This is a genomic window from Hungatella effluvii (genome assembly GCF_003201875.1).
Classification (GTDB): Bacteria; Bacillota; Clostridia; order Lachnospirales; family Lachnospiraceae; genus Hungatella; species Hungatella effluvii.
The window spans coordinates 55,677-74,653 of the sequence record NZ_QJKD01000002.1 but is presented as its reverse complement, the minus strand read 5'-3'; the positions used below and the strand labels follow the sequence as shown (position 1 = coordinate 74,653).

Annotated in this window: 18 protein-coding genes and 1 riboswitch; of the genes, 6 read left to right on the top strand and 12 right to left on the bottom strand. The window is 48.6% G+C overall.

Annotated elements, in window-relative coordinates; genetic code table 11:
• The first annotated feature begins 1 nt into the window (after position 1).
• From DFR60_RS03555 to DFR60_RS03545, 3 genes are read left to right on the top strand one after another with little or no spacing between them, the layout of a single operon-like run.
• Positions 2 to 424, top strand: a complete 423-nt coding sequence (locus DFR60_RS03555) for a hypothetical protein (protein WP_110321668.1) — start codon at positions 2 to 4, stop codon at positions 422 to 424.
• A gap of 10 nt (positions 425 to 434) precedes the next feature.
• A complete protein-coding gene (locus tag DFR60_RS03550; RefSeq protein WP_110321667.1) occupies positions 435 to 2,819 on the top strand; it encodes a glycoside hydrolase family 2 TIM barrel-domain containing protein in 2,385 nt (794 codons plus the stop codon).
• Positions 2,816 to 3,397, top strand: coding sequence for a hypothetical protein (locus DFR60_RS03545; protein WP_243004971.1), 582 nt, complete (start codon positions 2,816 to 2,818; stop codon positions 3,395 to 3,397). Before DFR60_RS03550 ends, DFR60_RS03545 begins: the two co-directional genes overlap by 4 nt.
• A 39-nt stretch (positions 3,398 to 3,436) precedes the next feature.
• Here the strand turns inward: DFR60_RS03545 and DFR60_RS03540 are convergent, their stop codons facing one another.
• From DFR60_RS03540 to metK, 12 genes are all read right to left on the bottom strand, one after another.
• Positions 3,437 to 4,507 carry a class I mannose-6-phosphate isomerase gene (locus DFR60_RS03540; protein ID WP_110321666.1) on the bottom strand — a complete coding sequence of 357 codons (1,071 nt, stop codon included), beginning with the start codon at positions 4,505 to 4,507 and terminating at the stop codon, positions 3,437 to 3,439.
• Positions 4,508 to 4,527: 20 nt separating this feature from the next.
• Complete coding sequence (locus DFR60_RS03535) at positions 4,528 to 5,412, bottom strand: N-acetylneuraminate lyase (protein WP_110321665.1); 885 nt, start codon at positions 5,410 to 5,412, stop codon at positions 4,528 to 4,530.
• A gap of 30 nt (positions 5,413 to 5,442) precedes the next feature.
• Complete coding sequence (locus DFR60_RS03530) at positions 5,443 to 6,297, bottom strand: carbohydrate ABC transporter permease (protein ID WP_110321664.1); 855 nt, start codon at positions 6,295 to 6,297, stop codon at positions 5,443 to 5,445.
• A 2-nt stretch (positions 6,298 to 6,299) separates the two neighbouring features.
• The gene (locus tag DFR60_RS03525; protein ID WP_110321663.1) at positions 6,300 to 7,175 is read right to left on the bottom strand and encodes a carbohydrate ABC transporter permease; all 876 of its coding nucleotides are present in this window, start codon (positions 7,173 to 7,175) and stop codon (positions 6,300 to 6,302) included.
• A 22-nt stretch (positions 7,176 to 7,197) separates the two neighbouring features.
• Positions 7,198 to 8,640 (bottom strand): ABC transporter substrate-binding protein, encoded by a 1,443-nt coding sequence (locus DFR60_RS03520; protein ID WP_110321662.1) that lies wholly within the window; start codon positions 8,638 to 8,640, stop codon positions 7,198 to 7,200.
• 62 nt (positions 8,641 to 8,702) lie between these two features.
• The gene (locus DFR60_RS03515; protein WP_110321661.1) at positions 8,703 to 9,806 is read right to left on the bottom strand and encodes a substrate-binding domain-containing protein; all 1,104 of its coding nucleotides are present in this window, start codon (positions 9,804 to 9,806) and stop codon (positions 8,703 to 8,705) included.
• Positions 9,807 to 10,068: 262 nt separating this feature from the next.
• Positions 10,069 to 10,842 carry a DUF6062 family protein gene (locus DFR60_RS03510; protein WP_110321660.1) on the bottom strand — a complete coding sequence of 258 codons (774 nt, stop codon included), beginning with the start codon at positions 10,840 to 10,842 and terminating at the stop codon, positions 10,069 to 10,071.
• Positions 10,843 to 10,857: 15 nt separating this feature from the next.
• Entirely contained in the window at positions 10,858 to 11,547 is a 690-nt protein-coding gene (locus DFR60_RS03505; protein WP_002605020.1) for a response regulator transcription factor, read from the bottom strand.
• Positions 11,544 to 13,040 carry a sensor histidine kinase gene (locus tag DFR60_RS03500; RefSeq protein WP_002605021.1) on the bottom strand — a complete coding sequence of 499 codons (1,497 nt, stop codon included), beginning with the start codon at positions 13,038 to 13,040 and terminating at the stop codon, positions 11,544 to 11,546. The genes DFR60_RS03505 and DFR60_RS03500 overlap by 4 nt, the downstream gene beginning before the upstream one ends.
• A 105-nt stretch (positions 13,041 to 13,145) precedes the next feature.
• Entirely contained in the window at positions 13,146 to 13,406 is a 261-nt protein-coding gene (locus DFR60_RS03495) for a hypothetical protein (protein ID WP_146218574.1), read from the bottom strand.
• Positions 13,366 to 14,028: a hypothetical protein gene (locus DFR60_RS03490; protein ID WP_110321658.1), complete on the bottom strand. Its 663-nt coding sequence runs from the start codon at positions 14,026 to 14,028 to the stop codon at positions 13,366 to 13,368. Before DFR60_RS03490 ends, DFR60_RS03495 begins: the two co-directional genes overlap by 41 nt.
• Before the next feature lie 286 nt (positions 14,029 to 14,314).
• Entirely contained in the window at positions 14,315 to 15,502 is a 1,188-nt protein-coding gene (gene metK, locus DFR60_RS03485) for a methionine adenosyltransferase (protein WP_002605024.1), read from the bottom strand.
• 178 nt (positions 15,503 to 15,680) lie between these two features.
• Positions 15,681 to 15,811: riboswitch (SAM riboswitch) on the bottom strand.
• A 205-nt stretch (positions 15,812 to 16,016) separates the two neighbouring features.
• On the opposite strand from metK, the gene DFR60_RS03480 reads away from it, so the two are divergent.
• The 3 genes from DFR60_RS03480 (at position 16,017) to DFR60_RS03470 (ending at position 18,965) form a co-directional block, all read left to right on the top strand.
• Positions 16,017 to 16,934, top strand: a complete 918-nt coding sequence (locus tag DFR60_RS03480) for a DHH family phosphoesterase (RefSeq protein WP_110321657.1) — start codon at positions 16,017 to 16,019, stop codon at positions 16,932 to 16,934.
• A 121-nt stretch (positions 16,935 to 17,055) separates the two neighbouring features.
• Positions 17,056 to 17,445, top strand: a complete 390-nt coding sequence (locus DFR60_RS03475; protein WP_110321656.1) for a GntR family transcriptional regulator — start codon at positions 17,056 to 17,058, stop codon at positions 17,443 to 17,445.
• An 86-nt stretch (positions 17,446 to 17,531) separates the two neighbouring features.
• Positions 17,532 to 18,965 (top strand): hypothetical protein, encoded by a 1,434-nt coding sequence (locus DFR60_RS03470; protein ID WP_110321655.1) that lies wholly within the window; start codon positions 17,532 to 17,534, stop codon positions 18,963 to 18,965.
• Positions 18,966 to 18,977: the final 12 nt, after the last annotated feature.

The following is an 18,977-nucleotide window of genomic DNA, read 5'->3' as shown; positions in this document are numbered from 1 at the left end:
GATGAATCACTTTTTAAAGAAACAAGCAGCGGGATTCTATATCTCGGCCGCCTCCGTCATATTGGCGGTGATCGCCATGATCTCTTACGCCATGATGGCACAGGACGGTGAAAATACCCCTGGCTCCGTCTATCTTTTGACAGTGGCCGCCATTGCCGTCCAGCTGGCCGTGATGGCTTTCAATCAGACGAAAACTGGAAAAACTTATTATAACACAGCCTCATTTTTGGCAGCTTTACTGTCCGCATTCTGTCTGGTACGCTTTATCACAGGCAGAATGGAATGGCTCGGCGGTCTTGCCGCCCATAATGCCAACTTTGCGCCTCTTCACGCATCATTTTTCACTGCTGTCGTCTTCTACGTACTGACTATGGCAGCCTGCATTGCGGCAAGTTTTTGTAAGCAGGTAAAAGAAGGGAGTTGAATATACCACCATGAAAGCTGCTGCGTTCAACGACGGGTGGTTCTATAGACACCTGGAATCGGAGGAGACGGCCACTCCGGCCGCTCTCCCCCATGACGCCATGCTTAAGGAAGCTCGTTCTTCCTTAAGCCCTGGCGGCATCAACACCGGCTGGTACGAGGGCCATGACTATTTATATACCAAAACCTTCTACATCCCGCAGGAGTACGAAGGTAAAAAGATTATTTTAGAATTTGAAGGCGTTTACCATAACGCAGAAATAATACTTAACGGAAAAAAAGCAGCCTTCCGTCCGTATGGATACACCAATTTCTATGTAGATACAGAAGGTTATTTAAACTTCGGCCAAGCCAATGAAATACAGGTAATCGCAAGAAACAGTGACCAGCCAAACAGCCGCTGGTATTCCGGCGCCGGCATCTACCGTCCGGTGGTGATGTGGATCTCAGACCAGCAGAGAATCCTCTTAAACGGTGTAAAAATCCGCACCGTAAGCCTTCATCCGGCAGTCATTGAGATCCGGATAATGACGGAGGGTAAAGGCGCAGTGAACGTTTCCGTCTTTGACGGTGGAAAAGACGTGTTCAGCCACTCTGCTTTTACCACCGGTGAGCTTGTCATGAAAGCAGAAATCCCCAATGCCAGACTGTGGGAACCCGGAAAAGGAGAACTGTACACCTGCCGGGTAACATTCGGAACAGATGAAGAAACTGTAATATTTGGAATACGCACCATATCATATGGAAGCGATGGCCTCTGCATCAATGGAAAACGCGTCATTCTGCGCGGCGCCTGTATTCACCATGACAATGGTCTGCTGGGCGCCTGCGCTTATCCCGAGGCTGAGGAACGAAAGGTCCGTATTCTGATGGAAAACGGCTACAATGCGCTTCGTTCCGCTCACAATCCCTGCTCCAAAGCCTTCCTGAATGTCTGTGACCGGCAGGGTATGCTTGTCATGGACGAGTATGTGGATGCCTGGTACATCCACAAAACTGAATATGACTACGTCCGATATTTTGAGGACTGGTGGCGGGAAGATTTAAAGGATATGGTGGATAAAGACTACAATCACCCCAGTGTAATCCTGTATTCTACAGGAAATGAAGTTTCTGAAACAGCCCAGAGAAAAGGAATACAGCTGACAAAGGACATGACAGAATACTTACATACCCTGGATGACCGCCCTGTAACCTGTGGAATTAACATTTTCTTTAACTTTCTAAGCTCCATAGGCTTTGGCGTCTACAATGACAAAAAAGCCAGAAAAGAAGTCAAAAAGGCAGGAAAACCAAAAGCGGTGGGCAGTGAGTTCTTCAACAATCTGGCTGGGCTTTTGGGTGACAATACCATGAAACTGGGCGCCACCCTTCACGGCTGTGATGTGAGGACGAGAGACGCCTTTGCCTCCATGGATATTGCCGGATACAACTACGGAATCCTGAGATACTGCCATGATTTAAAAAAATATCCGAACCGTTTGATTCTGGGCAGCGAAACCTTCTGCAAGGATGCGTATGCGTTCTGGGAGCTGGCTAAAAAGAACCCTCGTATCATCGGGGATTTTGTGTGGGCCGGTATGGATTATCTGGGGGAAGTCGGAATCGGCGCATGGGAGTATAAAGACTATGCCCCCGACTTTTCTCACGGCCCTGGCTGGATATCGGCCGGATCCGGAAGAATCGATCTCACCGGCAGGCCTCTGGCAGAAGCGGCCTATACCCGTGTCGCATTCGAACTGGAGAAAGGGCCTGTTATTGCCGTCCGGCCGGTTAATCATACTGGAGAAAAGCATTCTCCCTCCGCCTGGAAGATGACAAATGCACTGGAAAGCTGGTCTTTCCGCGGCTGTGAAGGGTACAGGGCGGAGATCGAGGTGTATGCACGGGCTGCTTCCGTAGAATTGCTAATTAACGGTAAATCCGTTGGAAAGAAAGTGTTGAAAAATACATGCCGCACCCTTTTTCATACAGCCTATGAAAACGGAGAGATCATGGCCATCTCTTACGATCACTCCGGAAAAGAAATCGCCCGGTCATCGCTTATGACTGCGGGAGAGGAAACCGTATTAAAAGCCACTCCCGACCAAACCGAAACTGCTCAGGGAAGACTCTGTTTTATCCGCCTGAAATACACCGATTTAAACGGCGTCATAAAGCCCCTGGAGCGTCACCGGGTGCGAGTCACTGTCACTGGCGGGCAGCTGACGGCTCTTGGCAGCGCCTGTCCGTATAACAGTGACGGCTGGCTTTCCGACACCACGGATACGTACTTTGGCGAAGCTTTGGCAATTGTCATGGCCGGCAGTGGAGGCGAAATCCATCTGTCAGCTGCCGACGGCATCCATACCGGGGAAACGCGGATAAAAATTACAGAAAGAAGTGATTTAGAATGAATACGACAGCGATAAACAGAAACGGTTGGTCTGCCTTTGAAAAAAGCCATCCAAAGCTGGCAAAAATGCTGGTCCAGTTTATAAAATTCTATCTATTTTCCCTGCTGGTAACGCTTCTGCAGTATCTTTTGCTGACGTTTCTTCCCGGGATCATTTACCGGGCCACAGACTGGTGCAGTATCCCATGCCAGCTTATTCACCTGCAGTTTGGAGTAGTAGATACCTATGTGTTTAATTACCCGGTTACCGGAGATGCTTTGGGAGGTATGGGCTATTTTTCAGCATTTGCAGTCACTCTGTTGATCGCTCAGTGTGTGAACTTTCCCATGCAGCGGAATTTTGCCTTTCACTCCCACGGAAATATCTGGTACCAGATGGCCTGGTATGCGGCAGCCTGGATCGTCATCACGGTCACCTGCAGTCTGCTGATGTCCTTTTACGTTCCCGTCTGCAGAAATTATCTGCCGCCAGCAGTGTATAATCTTATTATCACAGTGATTAACGGAGGGGTACAGATGGTGATCTACTTTCCTGTTTATAAAATTATTTTCCCGGAGGGGGAAGCGGACAGGGACTGAGCCGATCCGTACTCCGTTTTATCTGTCCTTCCCCTCCTCTTACTCCGGCGGAAAACACTCCAGAACCTCAAGAGAGTTTTCCGCCCGATACCGGTATTCCCTGACACCATAAGGAATGAAGATTTCCATCCCCTTTTCTATCTTAAGTGACTGGCCCCCAACCATCAGTTCCCCTCTGCCCGCTGCAGCAAATACAATTACAAAATGGTGGTTTTGGGCACTGTATTCCCCTCCCCCCGACAAGGTAACCCGGTTCATGGAAAAACACTTCGTGGTACTGGGGCCAATCAAACAAACAGCCCTGGTTCCACCCGTTTGAGCCAGCGTCTGTGGCTTTACAAAATACCGTTTACCCGCCTGCTCCCGTTCCAGACAGGTAAAATCAAAGCAGTCAAGCAGAACGGCCATTCCTAATCCTCCGTGAAGCGATTCTTCCGGAAGCACACTGCCATCCGGGCGGATTCGCTCTGCCCGCAGTGTCAAATCCACCGGTTCCTGAATTTCCGCCACCAGACTGTCCGCTCCCAAGGCATGGGGCGTACCCGCAGGAATATAGACCACATCCCCTGGAGCGACAGTAAACTGGTGCAGACAGTTTAAAATTTTCTCAGTTTCCTGCATTTCTATATAAGATCGAAAGCATTCCCTCGTCACTCCCGGCCGGAATCCTGCATAAATATACGCTGTACGATTCTTGACTGTATCCAGGACATACCAGCATTCTGTTTTCCCAAACGGCAGGTCAAAATACGCTTTTGCCTTCTCCTTCGTCGGATGTGTCTGTACCAGCAGGCGTGTTTTCGAATTCAGCAGTTTGACCAGTACAGCGGGTGAAGCGCCATACTTGTTCACATGTTCCTTACCGAGAAATTCTTCTGGCTTCCTTTCCAGCACCGTTTTTAGATAATCCCCTCCATAATCCTTCCTAAGCACAGACAGCCCCTCCCGCCCTCCGTTTAGCGCGGATCTCACCGTGGAGGCCAGCCAGACCTGGGAGTACCGGCAGTCCGGATCGCTGTATCCAAAAAACTCTTTTAATAAATTTCCTCCTTTCATAAGGTAGGAAATTCTGTTCAATTCCAGCACAAACGGCATTTCGCACAGTTCCATCTCACACCCCCGGTCCGTCTTTATGGCTGTCTCACAAACTCTTCGCAGATACGATGCATACTGTCCATGGCTTCCTGCGGCAGAGGCAGAAACGGACGTCTCATTTCTCCCATTTCAATGCCCTCCATCTGAAGAATTGCCTTGATGCATTTCAGAGTTCCATATTTTCTGGTAACCGAAATTACTTCGTTGACGCGGGCCTGATTCTCCCTGGCTGTCTCCATATCCCCACTTAAGAAACCAGTATAGATTTTCCGTATCACTGGCGCCAGAATATTATAGGTACTCCCAATTCCGCCATCCGCTCCGGCCGCCAGACCTGATAAGAACATCTGATCAAATCCATTAAACAGGGTCAGCTCCGGATGTCCCGCCTTCATTCGCTCCATCTGAAAAAACTCATTGGAGGTAAACTTCACTCCTGCCACACGACCGTTGGCGCACAACTCATCCAGTAAATCAGTTGTAAGGGAAAAGCCTGACTGACTGGGAAAATTATAAATAAACATGGGGAGATCACTGGAGTCCATAATATCAAAATAGTACTGTTTCACCTCATCGGCGGTAAATTTGTAATAGAACGGACTGATGGCTGACACTGCGTCAGCACCGGCCTGCCTGGCATGTACGGCGCATTCCCTTGCAAATTCAGTAGAAATATGACCCACATGTGCAAACACCGTTTTCTCCCCGTTATTTTCTTCCAGCACCGCTTCCAGCACCCGTTTCCGTTCTTCCAGAGAGAGCAGGAAGGTCTCACCGCTGCTTCCTGCCACATAGAACCCGTCGATTCCTTTTCCAATCAGATACCGAACCAGCTTTTTCATCTCTTTTACATTCACCTGGCCGTATTGATCGAATGGGGTCAATAAGGCCGCATAAATACCTTTAAATTTTTTATTCATACCATTACCTCTAAATCTTTATTTTTTATGTCAACCTTTGACCGCACCGGCCGATACTCCTTCCGTAAAAAACTTCTGGAAGGAAAAGAAAATGATAAACAGCGGAAGGGCAGTCAGCACCGCACCGGCGAATTTAAGCCCGTAATCCACATCGCCTCCCGTAGTGTCAAACAGCTTTGCCACTCCCACCGGCAGTGTATAAGAATACTTATCTGTAGCGTTCACCAGCTGCCATAAGTAACCATTCCATACTCGGACAGCCGACAGAATCGCCAGTGCCCCGATACCCGGTTTGGAAAGTGGAAGTCCAAATTCCAGAAAGAAGCGCATCTTACTGCAGCCGTCTACCTCAGTGGCCTCCATAATCTCATTGGGAATGGAGTCATAGAAATTTTTCAGCAGATAAACACCGAAAGGCATTGCCACATCAGGCAGTATAATCGCCCGGTACGTCCCTACCCATTGGAACTTCACCATCAGCTTATACAGCGGAATAATATATATTTCTTTTGGAATCAAAAGCGCTGCAATAATAAAAGCAAAAATAATATTCCTGCCCACAAACTCCATTTTCGACAATCCGTATCCTGCCGCTGAGGACACCAGCACCAGCAGAGCCACCGTAATCACAGTGATTGCTACACTGTTGAACATCCAATGCCATGCCGGATTCTTCTCAAATACGTGGAGGAAGTTCTGTGCAGTCACTCTGGAAGGAATCCAGTCCGGTGGAATCTTCACAATATCCGAAGAGTATTTTATAGAACCGGTAAGCAGCCAATAGACAGGAAACAGTGAAAAGAAACAAAATAAAATAATAAGCGCGTTGGACACTAAGTCAAATTTGGATGCATGTCTCAGCTTTACAGTAAATCTTCCAGCCATAATCAGCCCCCCTTCCTCTTTCCGGTGACCAGCTGCTGTAAAAGTACAAGTACCAGGGTAAAAAGGAACAGCAGCACTCCGATTGCAGATCCGACGCCTGTGTTGCCCTGTTCAAAGGCCTGCTGGTACATCAGATACATCATCGTAGTAGACTGGTAACTGGGGCCTCCGCGGGTAAGCAGTTGTATCACAACAAACACCCGGATTACAGCGGCAGTCTGCGTGATAAAGATAAAAACAGTCGTAGGCCTTGTCAACGGTACCAGCACATAGCGGTACATATCCAGTCTGGAACCGCCGTCAATCTTGCAGGCCTCGATTAAATCCCTTGATATTCCGATCATATCGGCCACATACAGAATCACACTCTGACCGATATTCATGGTAAACAGAATAAAGATCAAAAGCACGAGGGTCCACGTCCTGTCAGCCAGGACGTTAACCGCCTCGAACCCGAACACCATGCTAAAATATTTCACAAGGCCGGACTGTGAATCCAGTATGAACCGCCAGATAATGGACATAACCACCATGGACGCAATTACAGGAATATAAAGGCAGACTCTCACCGCCGAGATATAGGACGGCAGCTTGTCAAAAATCGCCCCTGATATCCAAATTCCCATAATAATCAGCAGCGGTACCACGGTTATCACAAACAGCACGCTATTGCGGATTCCTATCAGGTAAATGTCGTCCGTAAATATTTTTATGTAATTTTCCAGCCCCACAAATGCATTGCGGCTGAATCTCGTGGTATAGAAGCTGCTGATAAACCCACTGATGATGGGATAAATCATAAATACTACTGACAAGATCACAAACGGTCCCACAAAGAGGTACGCCTGCAGATTTGCCATCAGTTTTTTCCGTTTCATGGCAGTCACCTTTCCAATCTGCTTATGGATTTAATACCAGAGAATTCTGTGTATATTCATCAATTACCTTGTTTGCTTTTTCAGAATACTCCGTCAGCGCATCGGCCGCCGTCTTTTCTCCCGAGTATACGGACTGGATCGCCGGAAACAAATCCTTTCTCGTCTCTACAAAGCCTGGTACATTTCCCGTAAAATCCCAGAGATTCCCCGACATTTTCTCATAAGAGGCATAAATCGGATATTCCGCCTCCACGGACTTTGCAATGGATTTAAAGCATGGAGTACCGGCAGTATTAATTGCTGTCAAGCTCTCCTTATCCTGAAGCAGCCAGCGAAGGAATTCCTTGGCCACCGCAATTTCGTCTTCTTTTCCATTGTTCATAACACAGGCACCGTATATGTAGCTGGCCATGATATTTCTGTCGCTCCCGTTATCCTCTGCCGGAACAGAAGCAAGCCTGACATCAAACTTCTCGATTTCTCCGCTGTCAATCTTTCCTTTGGTTGCTACATAATTGGTGTACTGACCATGGGAAATGGCACACAGCTGGTTCTGGAAATCAGGCATAACCTCGGTGCCGTCCTTGGTAGCAACATCTGTATTGGTGTATCCTGCATCTGTCCAGGCCTTCATGGTATCCAGTGCCTTTATTACCTTTTCATCAGAACCAGAATTGCTCCTTCCATCTTTCCACATCTGTCCGCCATACATACTAAGCCAGTTCATCATGTGGGTATCCGCCTGTACAGAAGCCGCAAAAAGTCCCAGCGGATACTTTTCCGTCCCTCTAAACTGCTCTGCCAGCGCCGGCAATATTTTTTCCTGGAAATCTGAAAGACTCCATGCCGCAATTTCCAGCTCATTCGCAGGAATGAATTCCTCCAGACCGGCCGCTTTAAAATAATCTGCATTGTAAAGCAATCCAAAGTACGACTGATATAAGCCAATCATATAACTCTTTCCGTTAATACAGGTTGCGTCATACGTTGATGGGTAAATATCACTTTTCGCCGTCTGCGCAATATCATCAATATCAAGAATATTTCCCTGATGTACTTCGTCTGCCGAAGTAAACCATGCGGATAAGAACAGAGCCGGCAGCGTCCTGGATTCTTTTGCCAGTGAAAGCTTCGTCGCCCGGTCTGAACCCGCGAACTTATCCAGAACGATGGTATAGCCCTGATCTTTATAAGCCGCTTCAAATCTGTCAATCACTCCCTGCAGCACCTCTTCACTAACGTTAAAATCTGTCCACATCTGGATCTCCACAGGTCCTTCCGGCAGTCCTGCTTCTGCTTCAGAAACCGGTTCTGTTGTGGCCTCAGAAGTTTTCTCCTGCACAACGGCCTCTGTCTTTGTTTCCGCCGCCGTCTCTGACGCGGCAGTCTTTTCTTCCTTCCTGCCACATGCACAAAGCGATAAAACCATACTCATTGCCAATATTACTGAAACAACCTTCCTCATATAAACTCCTCCATTCTAAACTGGTAAAGCATCGCCGTAATCTTGTACAAAACAGTACGATGCTATGCCAACGCTTCTCCTGTCCGGCATCTCCTGCCCAAACAGCTCTGCCGCACCACAAGTTCCGGCTGCAGAACAACCATCTTTTTCTCGGATATCTGACGCCCGTTGGTGATGTCCAACAAAAGATTTGCAGCATTTTCCCCTATCTCATAAGTCTTGAAACTGACTGAAGTCAGCTTAACAGGCAGTTGTTCGCATAGCGCCGTATTATCGTAGCCGATCAGTCCTAAATCGCTTCCAATGGCAATCCCCAGCCGCTCCGCAACCCGGTATACAATCTCTGCTATATTGTCATTAAAGCACATAATCGCATCAGGACGTTCCGGCCTCACCAACAGTTCTTCTGCCGCTTTTTCCACATCAATCTTATCCTGACCATTATAACTGTAGTAAATTTCCTCCGGTACTATCCCGTGTTCTGTCATAGCGCTTAAATATCCCTGAAGACGCGCCCTGGATGTAGAATACCAGTACCGGGCTAAGAATGCTATTTTCCTATATCCGCTGCCAATCGCATATTTTGCAGCTATGTACTCGCCGTAAAAATCATTGGACAGCACCAGCGGCGCCTCGAAGCCTGACACCCCTCTGTTGCAGAAGACGATAGGGACTCCCGCTGTTCTGGCCTCCGTAAACATGGTAATCCGCCCAGATTCATGGATAGTAGGTACAATAATCAGTCCTCCGATTCCGGATCTGATAAATTTACTGATATATTCATCCTGCTTGTCCATCTCATAATCCGTATTGCCAATAATCACATTGACATTATAACGATTTGCCACATCCTCAATTCCTCTAACCATGCCCGGATAGACATCCTTGCGAATATCCGGAATTATCACGCCCCAGCTGGCAGAAGGAAACATGATCTCTGTCTCCGTTTCTTTCCCTTGAGAAACATAGGTTCCGCTTCCGTTTTTTGCGTATAAATATCCCTCCCCTATCAGCTCCGAAATGGCTTTGTCTATGGTAGTCCGTGTCACATCATACTGTTTTACCAGCTGCGGCCTGGACTTCAGTCTGGAATCCGGGGCCATGTGCCTGATCTCCTGCAGAAGATCCTGCTTCACTTTCTGATACCGGTACATTTCATTTTCCATACCCGTTCCTCCTGGTTTAAAAATCTGACGGTCAGCTTTGTTTTTAACATAGCACCTTTAGTAATTAGTGTCAATTAAAGTAAAATAACTATATTTTTTTCGTTTATATCGTATAATTTTCAACTATTTTTCCCTGTCTTTATACGTAAAAAAGCTGCCTGTTTATCATTCCGATAAGCAGGCAGCTTTTTGTTTAATATGTCCATCCCTGACAGGCATATCCTGTATTCTATTTCCTATATGATTCGGCACATCCGATATCCTATTTCATCCGGTAAACCGGATCCGCCGGATATCCGCCGCGGATCTTCTGCATGCCCCGCTGAATGGCATCCTTGGACTGCTTCCAGTCTGCATCACGGTTTAAGTAATCGTATTTTTCAATAAACCAGTCCACATCCGCGGACAGGCGCTCCATGTTGCGCTGCATCACATCAAAAATCATGGGATAAAAGTCTCTGCGTTCAGCGTCGTTTAAATACCGGTCCGCCCCTGCGCACAGCTCTGCAAAATGATGGAGACAGACGCCCTTCCCGTTCTTAACCTTTTCCCGAAAGGCCGCGTCCTTTTTGTACAGATGAAAAAATGTGGCGATATATCGCTCATAGACCTGATTAAAACGATCACAGATATAGCAGGTCCGTTCCTTTTCGTTCACCCATTTTTCAATGGGATTCCCATTACCGCCGTCCCGTTTTCCGGCCTTTCCCGTAATCCGGTCCATCATGGAGGTTTTTCCCGGCGTATAATCCTTAAACTCGGACTTCATCTCCTGAATCATTTTCTTATAATACGTCTTTAAAATCCATCCGTTCCCCAGTGCATTGCCATAATCAAACATCTTCTTCTGATGGACCCGGCAGAATCCCGCCTTGTCCGTCGCTTCCCTCGTATCACTCTCCATATACGAGGCACAGGAACCCAGGACAAAGTCCATTAACTCCTGCTCCGTTTTCCGTTCCACGTAACAGAATGGACATTCGTCATCCGCATCCATCGCGTCATTCATTGGTATTTCATATAATTTTTCCTTCATTGTTATCGCCCCGTCTTACACCTTAAACCGGTACCCCACGCCCCAGATCGTCTCGATATACTGCGGCTTCGCCGTATTAAACTCGATCTTCTCGCGGATCTTCTTAATATGAACCGTGACTGTAGCGATATCTCCGATGGATTCCATGTCCCAGATTTTGCTGAACAGTTCTTCCTTGGTAAACACGTGGTTCGGGTTCTGTGCCAGGAAGGTCAGCAAATCAAATTCCTTTGTTGTAAAGCTCTTTTCCTCTCCGTTGACCCACACGCGTCTCGCAGTCTTGTCAATCTTCAGGCCGCGGATCTCGACAATTTCATTATCCGGGGTTCCGCTTCCGATCAGTCTTTCGTATCTGGCCAGATGAGCCTTGACACGTGCTACCATCTCACTTGGGCTGAATGGCTTCGTGATGTAATCGTCGGCGCCCAGTCCCAGCCCGCGGATCTTATCGATATCCTCTTTTTTCGCAGATACCATGATAATCGGGGTGTTCTTCACTTCCCGGACCTTGCGGCAGATCTCGAATCCATCCACGCCCGGAAGCATCAGATCCAGAATCAGCAGATCGAAGTCTTCATGAAGAGCCTTCGTAAGTCCGGCTTCTCCATCATTCTCAATCTCCACCTCAAAGCCGCTCAGTTCCAGATAATCCTTCTCGAGCTCTGCAATGCTCTCTTCGTCTTCAATAATCAGTATCCTGCTCATTCTGCAATAACCTCCTGATATTTTCTTAGCACAAAGTGTATCTCTGTGCCTATGCCTTCCTTACTGGTCGCCCAGATCCTTCCGCCGTGGTCCTCGATAATCTTCTTTACGATAGAAAGCCCGATACCGCTTCCACCCTGAGAGGAGTTCCTGGAAGAGTCTGTCCGGTAGAACCGGTCGAAAATGTTGGGCAGATCTTTAGCCGCAATGCCTTTTCCATTATCCTCAATCTCAATCTGGATAAAATCTCCCACGTCCTTGATGCGGATATTGATAATTCCGCTCTTCTTGTCAATATACTTCACTGAATTGCTGACAATATTGTTGATGACGCGTCTCATCTGCTCCGCGTCGGCGATGACCATCACGTCCTCGTCCACATAGTTGAAATATCCCAGTTCGATATTTCTCGCTTCCATCTCCAGCCCCACCTCATCGACACAGTCTCTGAAGTAGCTTGCCACATTGATCTTGGAAAATGTATACGGAATCTTGTTCGTATCGATCTTTGAGTAGAACGTCAGCTCATCGATCAGCTTATCCATGTCATTCGCCTTATTATAAATGGTCCGTATATACCGGTCTAACTTCTCCGGTGAGGACGCCACTCCGTCCATGATCCCTTCCACATAACCCTTGATGGCTGTGATCGGGGTCTTTAAATCGTGAGAAATATTGCTGATTAACTCTTTATTTTCCTTGTCATACTGGATCTTCTCTTCCGCGTTCTCCTTCAGCCTCATGCGCATCTCTTCGAAATCCTGGCACAGCTGGCCGATCTCGTCGTCGTTCTCCACTTCCAGTGCAAAATCCAGATTGCCGTCCCTGATCTTCTTCGTGGCCTCCTGGAGCCGCCCCAGCGGGTGTACCACAGAACTGTAGACCCACATCATCAGGATCGCGTCCGTAAACACGATGATCAGAATTACCGCCAGAAGCATCTCCGCCATCATGGCCTTAATCTCCGGAAGAAGTCCGTCTACATTGGATACAATGAACACGCTGCCCTTTCCCTCATCCGGGTAAAGGAAATCCATCTGCTTGACCAGATGCTGCGTATCCCCATCCAGATAGATGGCTCCGTCAATGCTGCTGTCCACATCTTCATACTTGGGCAGCTGATCGAGGAGCTCCTGAGTCACATGACTGTTTCCGTCAAATACGATCTGGTCGTCTTTTCGTACAATCATATATGCATATTTATTCGACAGCTTTTCATTCAGCTTCTGCATATATTCCATATCACTAAACTTCTCCGGGCTGCTGTCTAAAATCTTCTCGATTTCTTTCTGTTCAACCTGCGTCATTCGGTTAAAAATCTGAAGGGAATTGCCGGAAAAGAGATTTACCTGCTCCGTTAAATTATACGCCTTGCGGAACGATTTCATCTGATAATTGCTGAGTCCCGCCACAACCGCGTAAATCAGCGCCAGCGGCACCACGGTTATGATCACAAAAGCGACCGCCAGACGTGTTCTTAATTTTAGTTTCACAACGTGCGTCTCTCCTCTGCTTATAGTATTCCATTTTATACAAAAATATTATAACACAGAATGAAGACCGCATTTATAAAACTATTATAAAATTTGCCTGTCCCTTTATAAACTGCCGTTCCCTTCTGTCATCATTTCATCGGTCAGCAGAAGGCCGTTTGCCTCCAGATTCCGAACCGTGTACTGATTTACGTATGCATTTCCGCCGCATGCGGCCGGAATCACTGCAAATGGTCTGACTGACGGTTCTGCGCCGCCCTGGAGTGCGCTCATTCTCACGGCTCCGTCATCCAGCTCCAGTTCCGTCTGAATTGCGGGCCTTTCTCTAATTGTCAAACCAGAACACGATGCGTACCTCATCGTCACTTTTGATTCTCCACTCCTCTTTCAGCGCCTCCAGCCGGCTGATCAGCATGGTCAGGTTCAGATTTAAGTACCCCAGCCATTCCCGGTAGACCAGCCCGGCCTCCGGTGTCTCCCTGCTCTTTTCATCACAGAACGCCAGCTGGTAAGGTTTACCAGCCGCATCAAACTCCAGCATTTTCTCATATTCATCTTCCCTGACCCAGCCTTTTAACGGCAATCGTCCTCCGTAACCGCTTTCCTTCAGTTCTCTCAGCGTCAGCCAGGAGAGATCGTGGCAGTCAATGCTTCCGATCTCCATCTCGTCTGTCTCATACCGAAAAACCAGTTCGTCCATCTGCTCCGGCAGGCCTCGCGGCTTCGCAATCGGGGGCCAGGAGATTTCCTCCTCTTCTCCCCGGACTCCGGCCAGCAGATAAAACAACCCATAATCGCGGTGCCCATCGATCAAATCACGACGGCTGAAGCCGCCATCGCCCTGAATCCTTAAATCCGCCCACACATCGTCCCGATACCAGTGTTCGATGTTCTTCCAGCGCCGGTTACCGGGTCCCCTGTTCCGGAGCGCGTTGTTACGAACATCAGCGGTATACCCTTCTGCAAAAAGATGTATATCACAGCCCATAGCGATTCCTCCATTCTCATGGATACCATGCGTCCTTGTACGCTCATGTATCCCTTATTTTCCCCTAATAATCTGTTGAGCTGACTATAACATATTCATGGCGGAAAGTCACGCGGCGGCGCTCGGGAGGATAGTCACTTGTCAGGCCCATACGGATTATCACACAAAAAACAGGTGAAAAGGAATCTTTCAAGCGCTTTGAGACGCTTTGCCAATTCTTTCTCACCTGTCTTTTCTCACTAATTTCCCACCCCGGCCGGACACCGGAGTGATCGCGTTATTCCCTTTATAAATACTTCTTCAATAGCTCCACCTTATCCAGCTTCTCCCACGGCAGATCCAGATCATTTCTTCCGAAATGTCCGTATGCGGCAGTCTGCTTGTAAAGCGGTCTGCGAAGATCGAGCATGCGGATAATTCCCGCCGGACGGAGGTCAAAGTTTTCACGGATGATCTCAACCAGTTTGTCGTCGCTTAACTTACCCGTTCCGAACGTATCCACCATGATGGAAGTCGGATGTGCCACACCAATGGCATAGGACAACTGAATCTCGCATTTATCCGCCAGACCTGCGGCCACCATGTTTTTAGCCACGTAGCGGGCCGCGTAGGCCGCTGAACGGTCTACCTTGGTGCAGTCCTTACCGGAGAAGGCGCCGCCGCCGTGGCGCGCATATCCGCCGTAGCTGTCCACGATGATCTTTCTTCCTGTCAGTCCGCTGTCTCCCTGCGGTCCGCCGATAACGAAACGTCCTGTCGGGTTGATGAAGAACTTGGTCTCCTCATCGATCATATCAGCCGGGATAATGGCGTCAAATACATACTCTTTGATATCCTTGTGAATCTGCTCCTGAGTAACGGCCTCGTCGTGCTGGGTTGATAAAACCACTGCTTCCAGACGAATCGGACGGCCATTCTGATCGTATTCCACCGTAACCTGAGTCTTTCCATCCGGACGCAGGTACTTTAACGTGCCGTCTTTGCGCACCTTCGTCAGCTGGAGTGCCAGTTTGTGAGCCAGGGCGATCGGATAAGGCATATACTCTTCCGTCTCATTGCTGGCAAAACCGAACATCATGCCCTGGTCGCCGGCACCGATTGCATCCAGCTCAGCCTCAGACATCGTGTGTTCCTTCGCTTCCAGAGCCTTGTTTACGCCCATAGCGATATCCGGGGACTGTTCGTCCAGGGATACGACCACACCGCAGGTATCGCAGTCAAAGCCGTATTTCGCGCGGTCATAGCCGATCTGGCGAATCGTCTCGCGGACTACCTTCTGGATATCCACGTATGCGTGAGTGGTCACCTCACCCATAACCAGTACAAGACCTGTGGTACAGCAAGTCTCACAGGCCACACGGCTCATCGGGTCCTGCTTTAACATCTCGTCCAGAATCGCATCGGAAATCTGGTCGCACATTTTGTCCGGATGGCCTTCCGTCACGGACTCGGATGTAAATAATAATTTTTCCATGTTGTCATTTCCTCCTTATGTACATGGGGGAGTCAGAAAACCTGCAGCCAGCTGCCGGTTTTCTGACCCTCGCGGCAGTCGCCAAATTCAAACAAGCTTGACTTTGGCTCGCTGCCCGCGGGAATAACAAAAAGAAAAGCCCGCAGCAATGCGGACTTGATAAATCATGTATCAAATCCTCTTATTGCTCGATTTCTCGCTCAGGTTGGCACCTTCCGCCCTCTCCTGACTGCACACCAATGTGCGCCATTCAGGCCGGGGTTGCCGTGACTTCACAGATCCTTTTATCTCCATCACTCTGAATAAGGGATATTACGTACTTTTCAATTGTTATTCTGTTTCCTGTTACTTCTGTTGCGATATTAATATTATCGTATGAAAAGAGCCTTGTCAAGCATTTTCCATAGGAAGCAAACTTTTTTATTCACTGTTCAACTGCCCTCAAAAGTGATATGATAGAGGCAGTAATTACATAAAATGTACGAAAATGTCAAAAGCAGGAGGAAATGAAACCATGAGATTAGTAACACGTTCTGACTTTGATGGTCTCGTCTGCGGCGCTCTTCTAAAAGAGGCAGGCGTCATCGACCATTGGAAATTTGCTCATCCGAAGGACTTACAGGACGGTCTCGTCGAGATCACAGAGGATGACTGTCTGGCAAATGTCCCCTTTGTAGAAGGCTGCGGCCTTTGGTTCGACCATCATTCCAGCGAGTTCGAGAGGCTCGAGCTGGAAGGCAAATACAAAGGAGAGAGCCGTCTGGCCCCTTCCTGTGCCAGGATTATATACGAATACTACGGCGGAAATGAGCGTTTCTCTCATTTTAATGAGATGATGGAGGCCGTGGACAAGGTGGACTCCGGTCACCTCACCATCGATGAAATCCAGAATCCGAAGGGATGGATACTGATCGGCTTTCTGATGGACCCGAGAACCGGCCTGGGACGCTGGAGGAACTTTACGATCTCCAACTACCAGTTAATGGAGCGTTTGATCGACGCCTGCCGCACCATGAACACCGAGGAAATCTTAAATCTTCCGGATGTACAGGAGCGGATCGAGGTCTATTTTGAGCAGACAGAGAAATTCATGGCCATGATTGCCAAACATACCAGAGTGGAACAGGATGTGATCATCTCAGACCTGCGGGGAGTCGATCCCATCTATACGGGCAACCGTTTCCTGATCTACAGCATGTATCCGGAGCAGAATATTTCCGCATGGATCGTCAATGGAAAGGGCGGTATCGGCTGCTCTGTCGCAGTCGGTTACAGCGTCTTAAACCGTACCGCGTCTCTTGATGTCGGAAGCCTGATGTTAAAATACGGCGGCGGCGGTCACAAGAACGTCGGCACCTGCCAGTTTGGCGATGAAAACATGGAGGAACAGCTTCCTAAACTCCTGCACGAACTGGTTTATCCAACCCTGTAACAGTCATACGAATGGCCGTCGGAATTGTCCGGCGGCCATTTCTGTTTCTATTGACAATAAGTATTATTTGTATTACTATATATAATACAAATAATACTTATTTCAGAAAGGAGGTAATTCCATGATTATTCGTCTGAACACGGCCAGCACTGTCCCTATCTACGTCCAGCTGCGGAACCAGATTGTTACCGGAATCGGAAAAGGGGAACTGAAAGTCGGTGAAAAGCTTCCTACGGTACGTCAGCTGGCCCTCGATGCGGGCGTCAACACTATGACGGTAAACAAGACTTATCAGATTCTCCGTGCGGAAGGTTTTATCGAGATAGACCGGAGAAACGGCGCGACCGTGCGTCCGATGAAGGACACGACTTTACAGTACCGCGAAAAACTAAAGGAAGAGCTGGAGTTGATCGGAGCCGAAGCCTGCTTAAAGGGAATGGATAAGAAGGAATTTCTGACGATCTGCGAAGAAATTTTTGCGCATATGGAACCGGCGATCGAGCCATCATAAAGATACACTCATAAGGACACATTCATAAGGATACGCTCATAAAGACACATTCATAAGGGCACTGACAGAAACAACGGAGGACAGACATGGATATTGCGCTATTAGTCATTTTCTTAATCACAGATTGGAGCATCGTGGGAATCTTTGCCGCAGTTTACGGTGGAAAACACCGCTACCGGGAAGGCATGATATTCGGTGTCCATGTCCCGGAATCGGCGGTTCTGGATGAAGGCACCGCTGCATTGACCGCTCATTACAGGAAAGCAAACCGGAATTTTTACATCATCAATCTGGTGGCAGGAACGGGAGCCGCGCTTCTCTCCCTGGGACATCTTTCCATCTTTATGATCGTTTGGACACTCTGGCTCCTGGAATTCTGCATCGTGTCCATGGGGCTCCTGTTTTTTGCCCACCGCCGCATGTATGACCTGAAAGTATCAAAGAAATGGATTGTAGGCGAGCCCGTCCGGACGGTGATCGTGGATACCTCAGTCTCCTCCGTGTCTGAAAAGCTGCCGTTTTCCCACTGGTGGCACTTACCGGTAATTCTGGCCAGCATCCTGGCGCTGTTTTTCCTTCCTCATCTCCGGGAATATTTCGGAGACAGCTATCTGCGCTTTCTTTTACCGGGCGCGGTTCTTCTCACGGAAGCGATGTTCTGGTCCGTACACGTCTGGTACAGTCACCGGGAAAACGTGGTATACAGCAATGACAGTAAGATCAATCTGGCAGTCAACCGTTTAACGAAGCGTGTCTGGTCCGGGATGTGGATCGCTTCCAATTACCTCCTGCTTCTCTCCATGGCCATTCTGCTGATTCCACTGGCCGTACGCGGTTCGACAACTACACTGGAATTCTTCCTCTTCCTGGCCATTCAGATCACCGTAATCGTGCTGATTACCGCCGCCATCCTGTGGCTGGAAAATAAACGGAATGATATCCTGTCCGCCGACCGCTCACCGCTCCTGGTAGACGATGACCTGTACTGGAAAAATGGCTGGTACAGCAATCCTGACGATAAACGTTTCTTCGTTCAGGACCGGATGTGCAGCGCCAACTTCAGCATGAACATGGCCAAACCGGCTGCAAAAGCCATAACCGGCACCATAACGGCGGGGACCGTCCTTCTCCTCGTCTGGATCTGCGCCGTCTTTGTGCGGATGGATTTTGTGCAGCCGCAGCTTTCCCTCCGCGGCGCCAACGTGGAGGTAACCGCAGGGATGTATGATATCTCCTTTTCCAGAGACGATATTCTGGAGGCAGAGCTCCTCGACAGCCTTCCGGAAGAACCGCTCCGCCGGACCAATGGCGCAGCCACTAACGACTATCTTCTCGGCAAATTCTACGGGAATCAGACTGGTGAGTGCCGGCTCTATATTTACAGGAATGTCCAGCCTATACTGGCCATTCATCTGCCGGAATACACCGTTTTTATCAACAGCAAAACGCCGGGAGAAGTCGAGGCGTGGTATAACAGCCTGAAAAATCCGTCACGATCACCCGCAAGCGCGCCCACCTGACTCGTTGCTCGC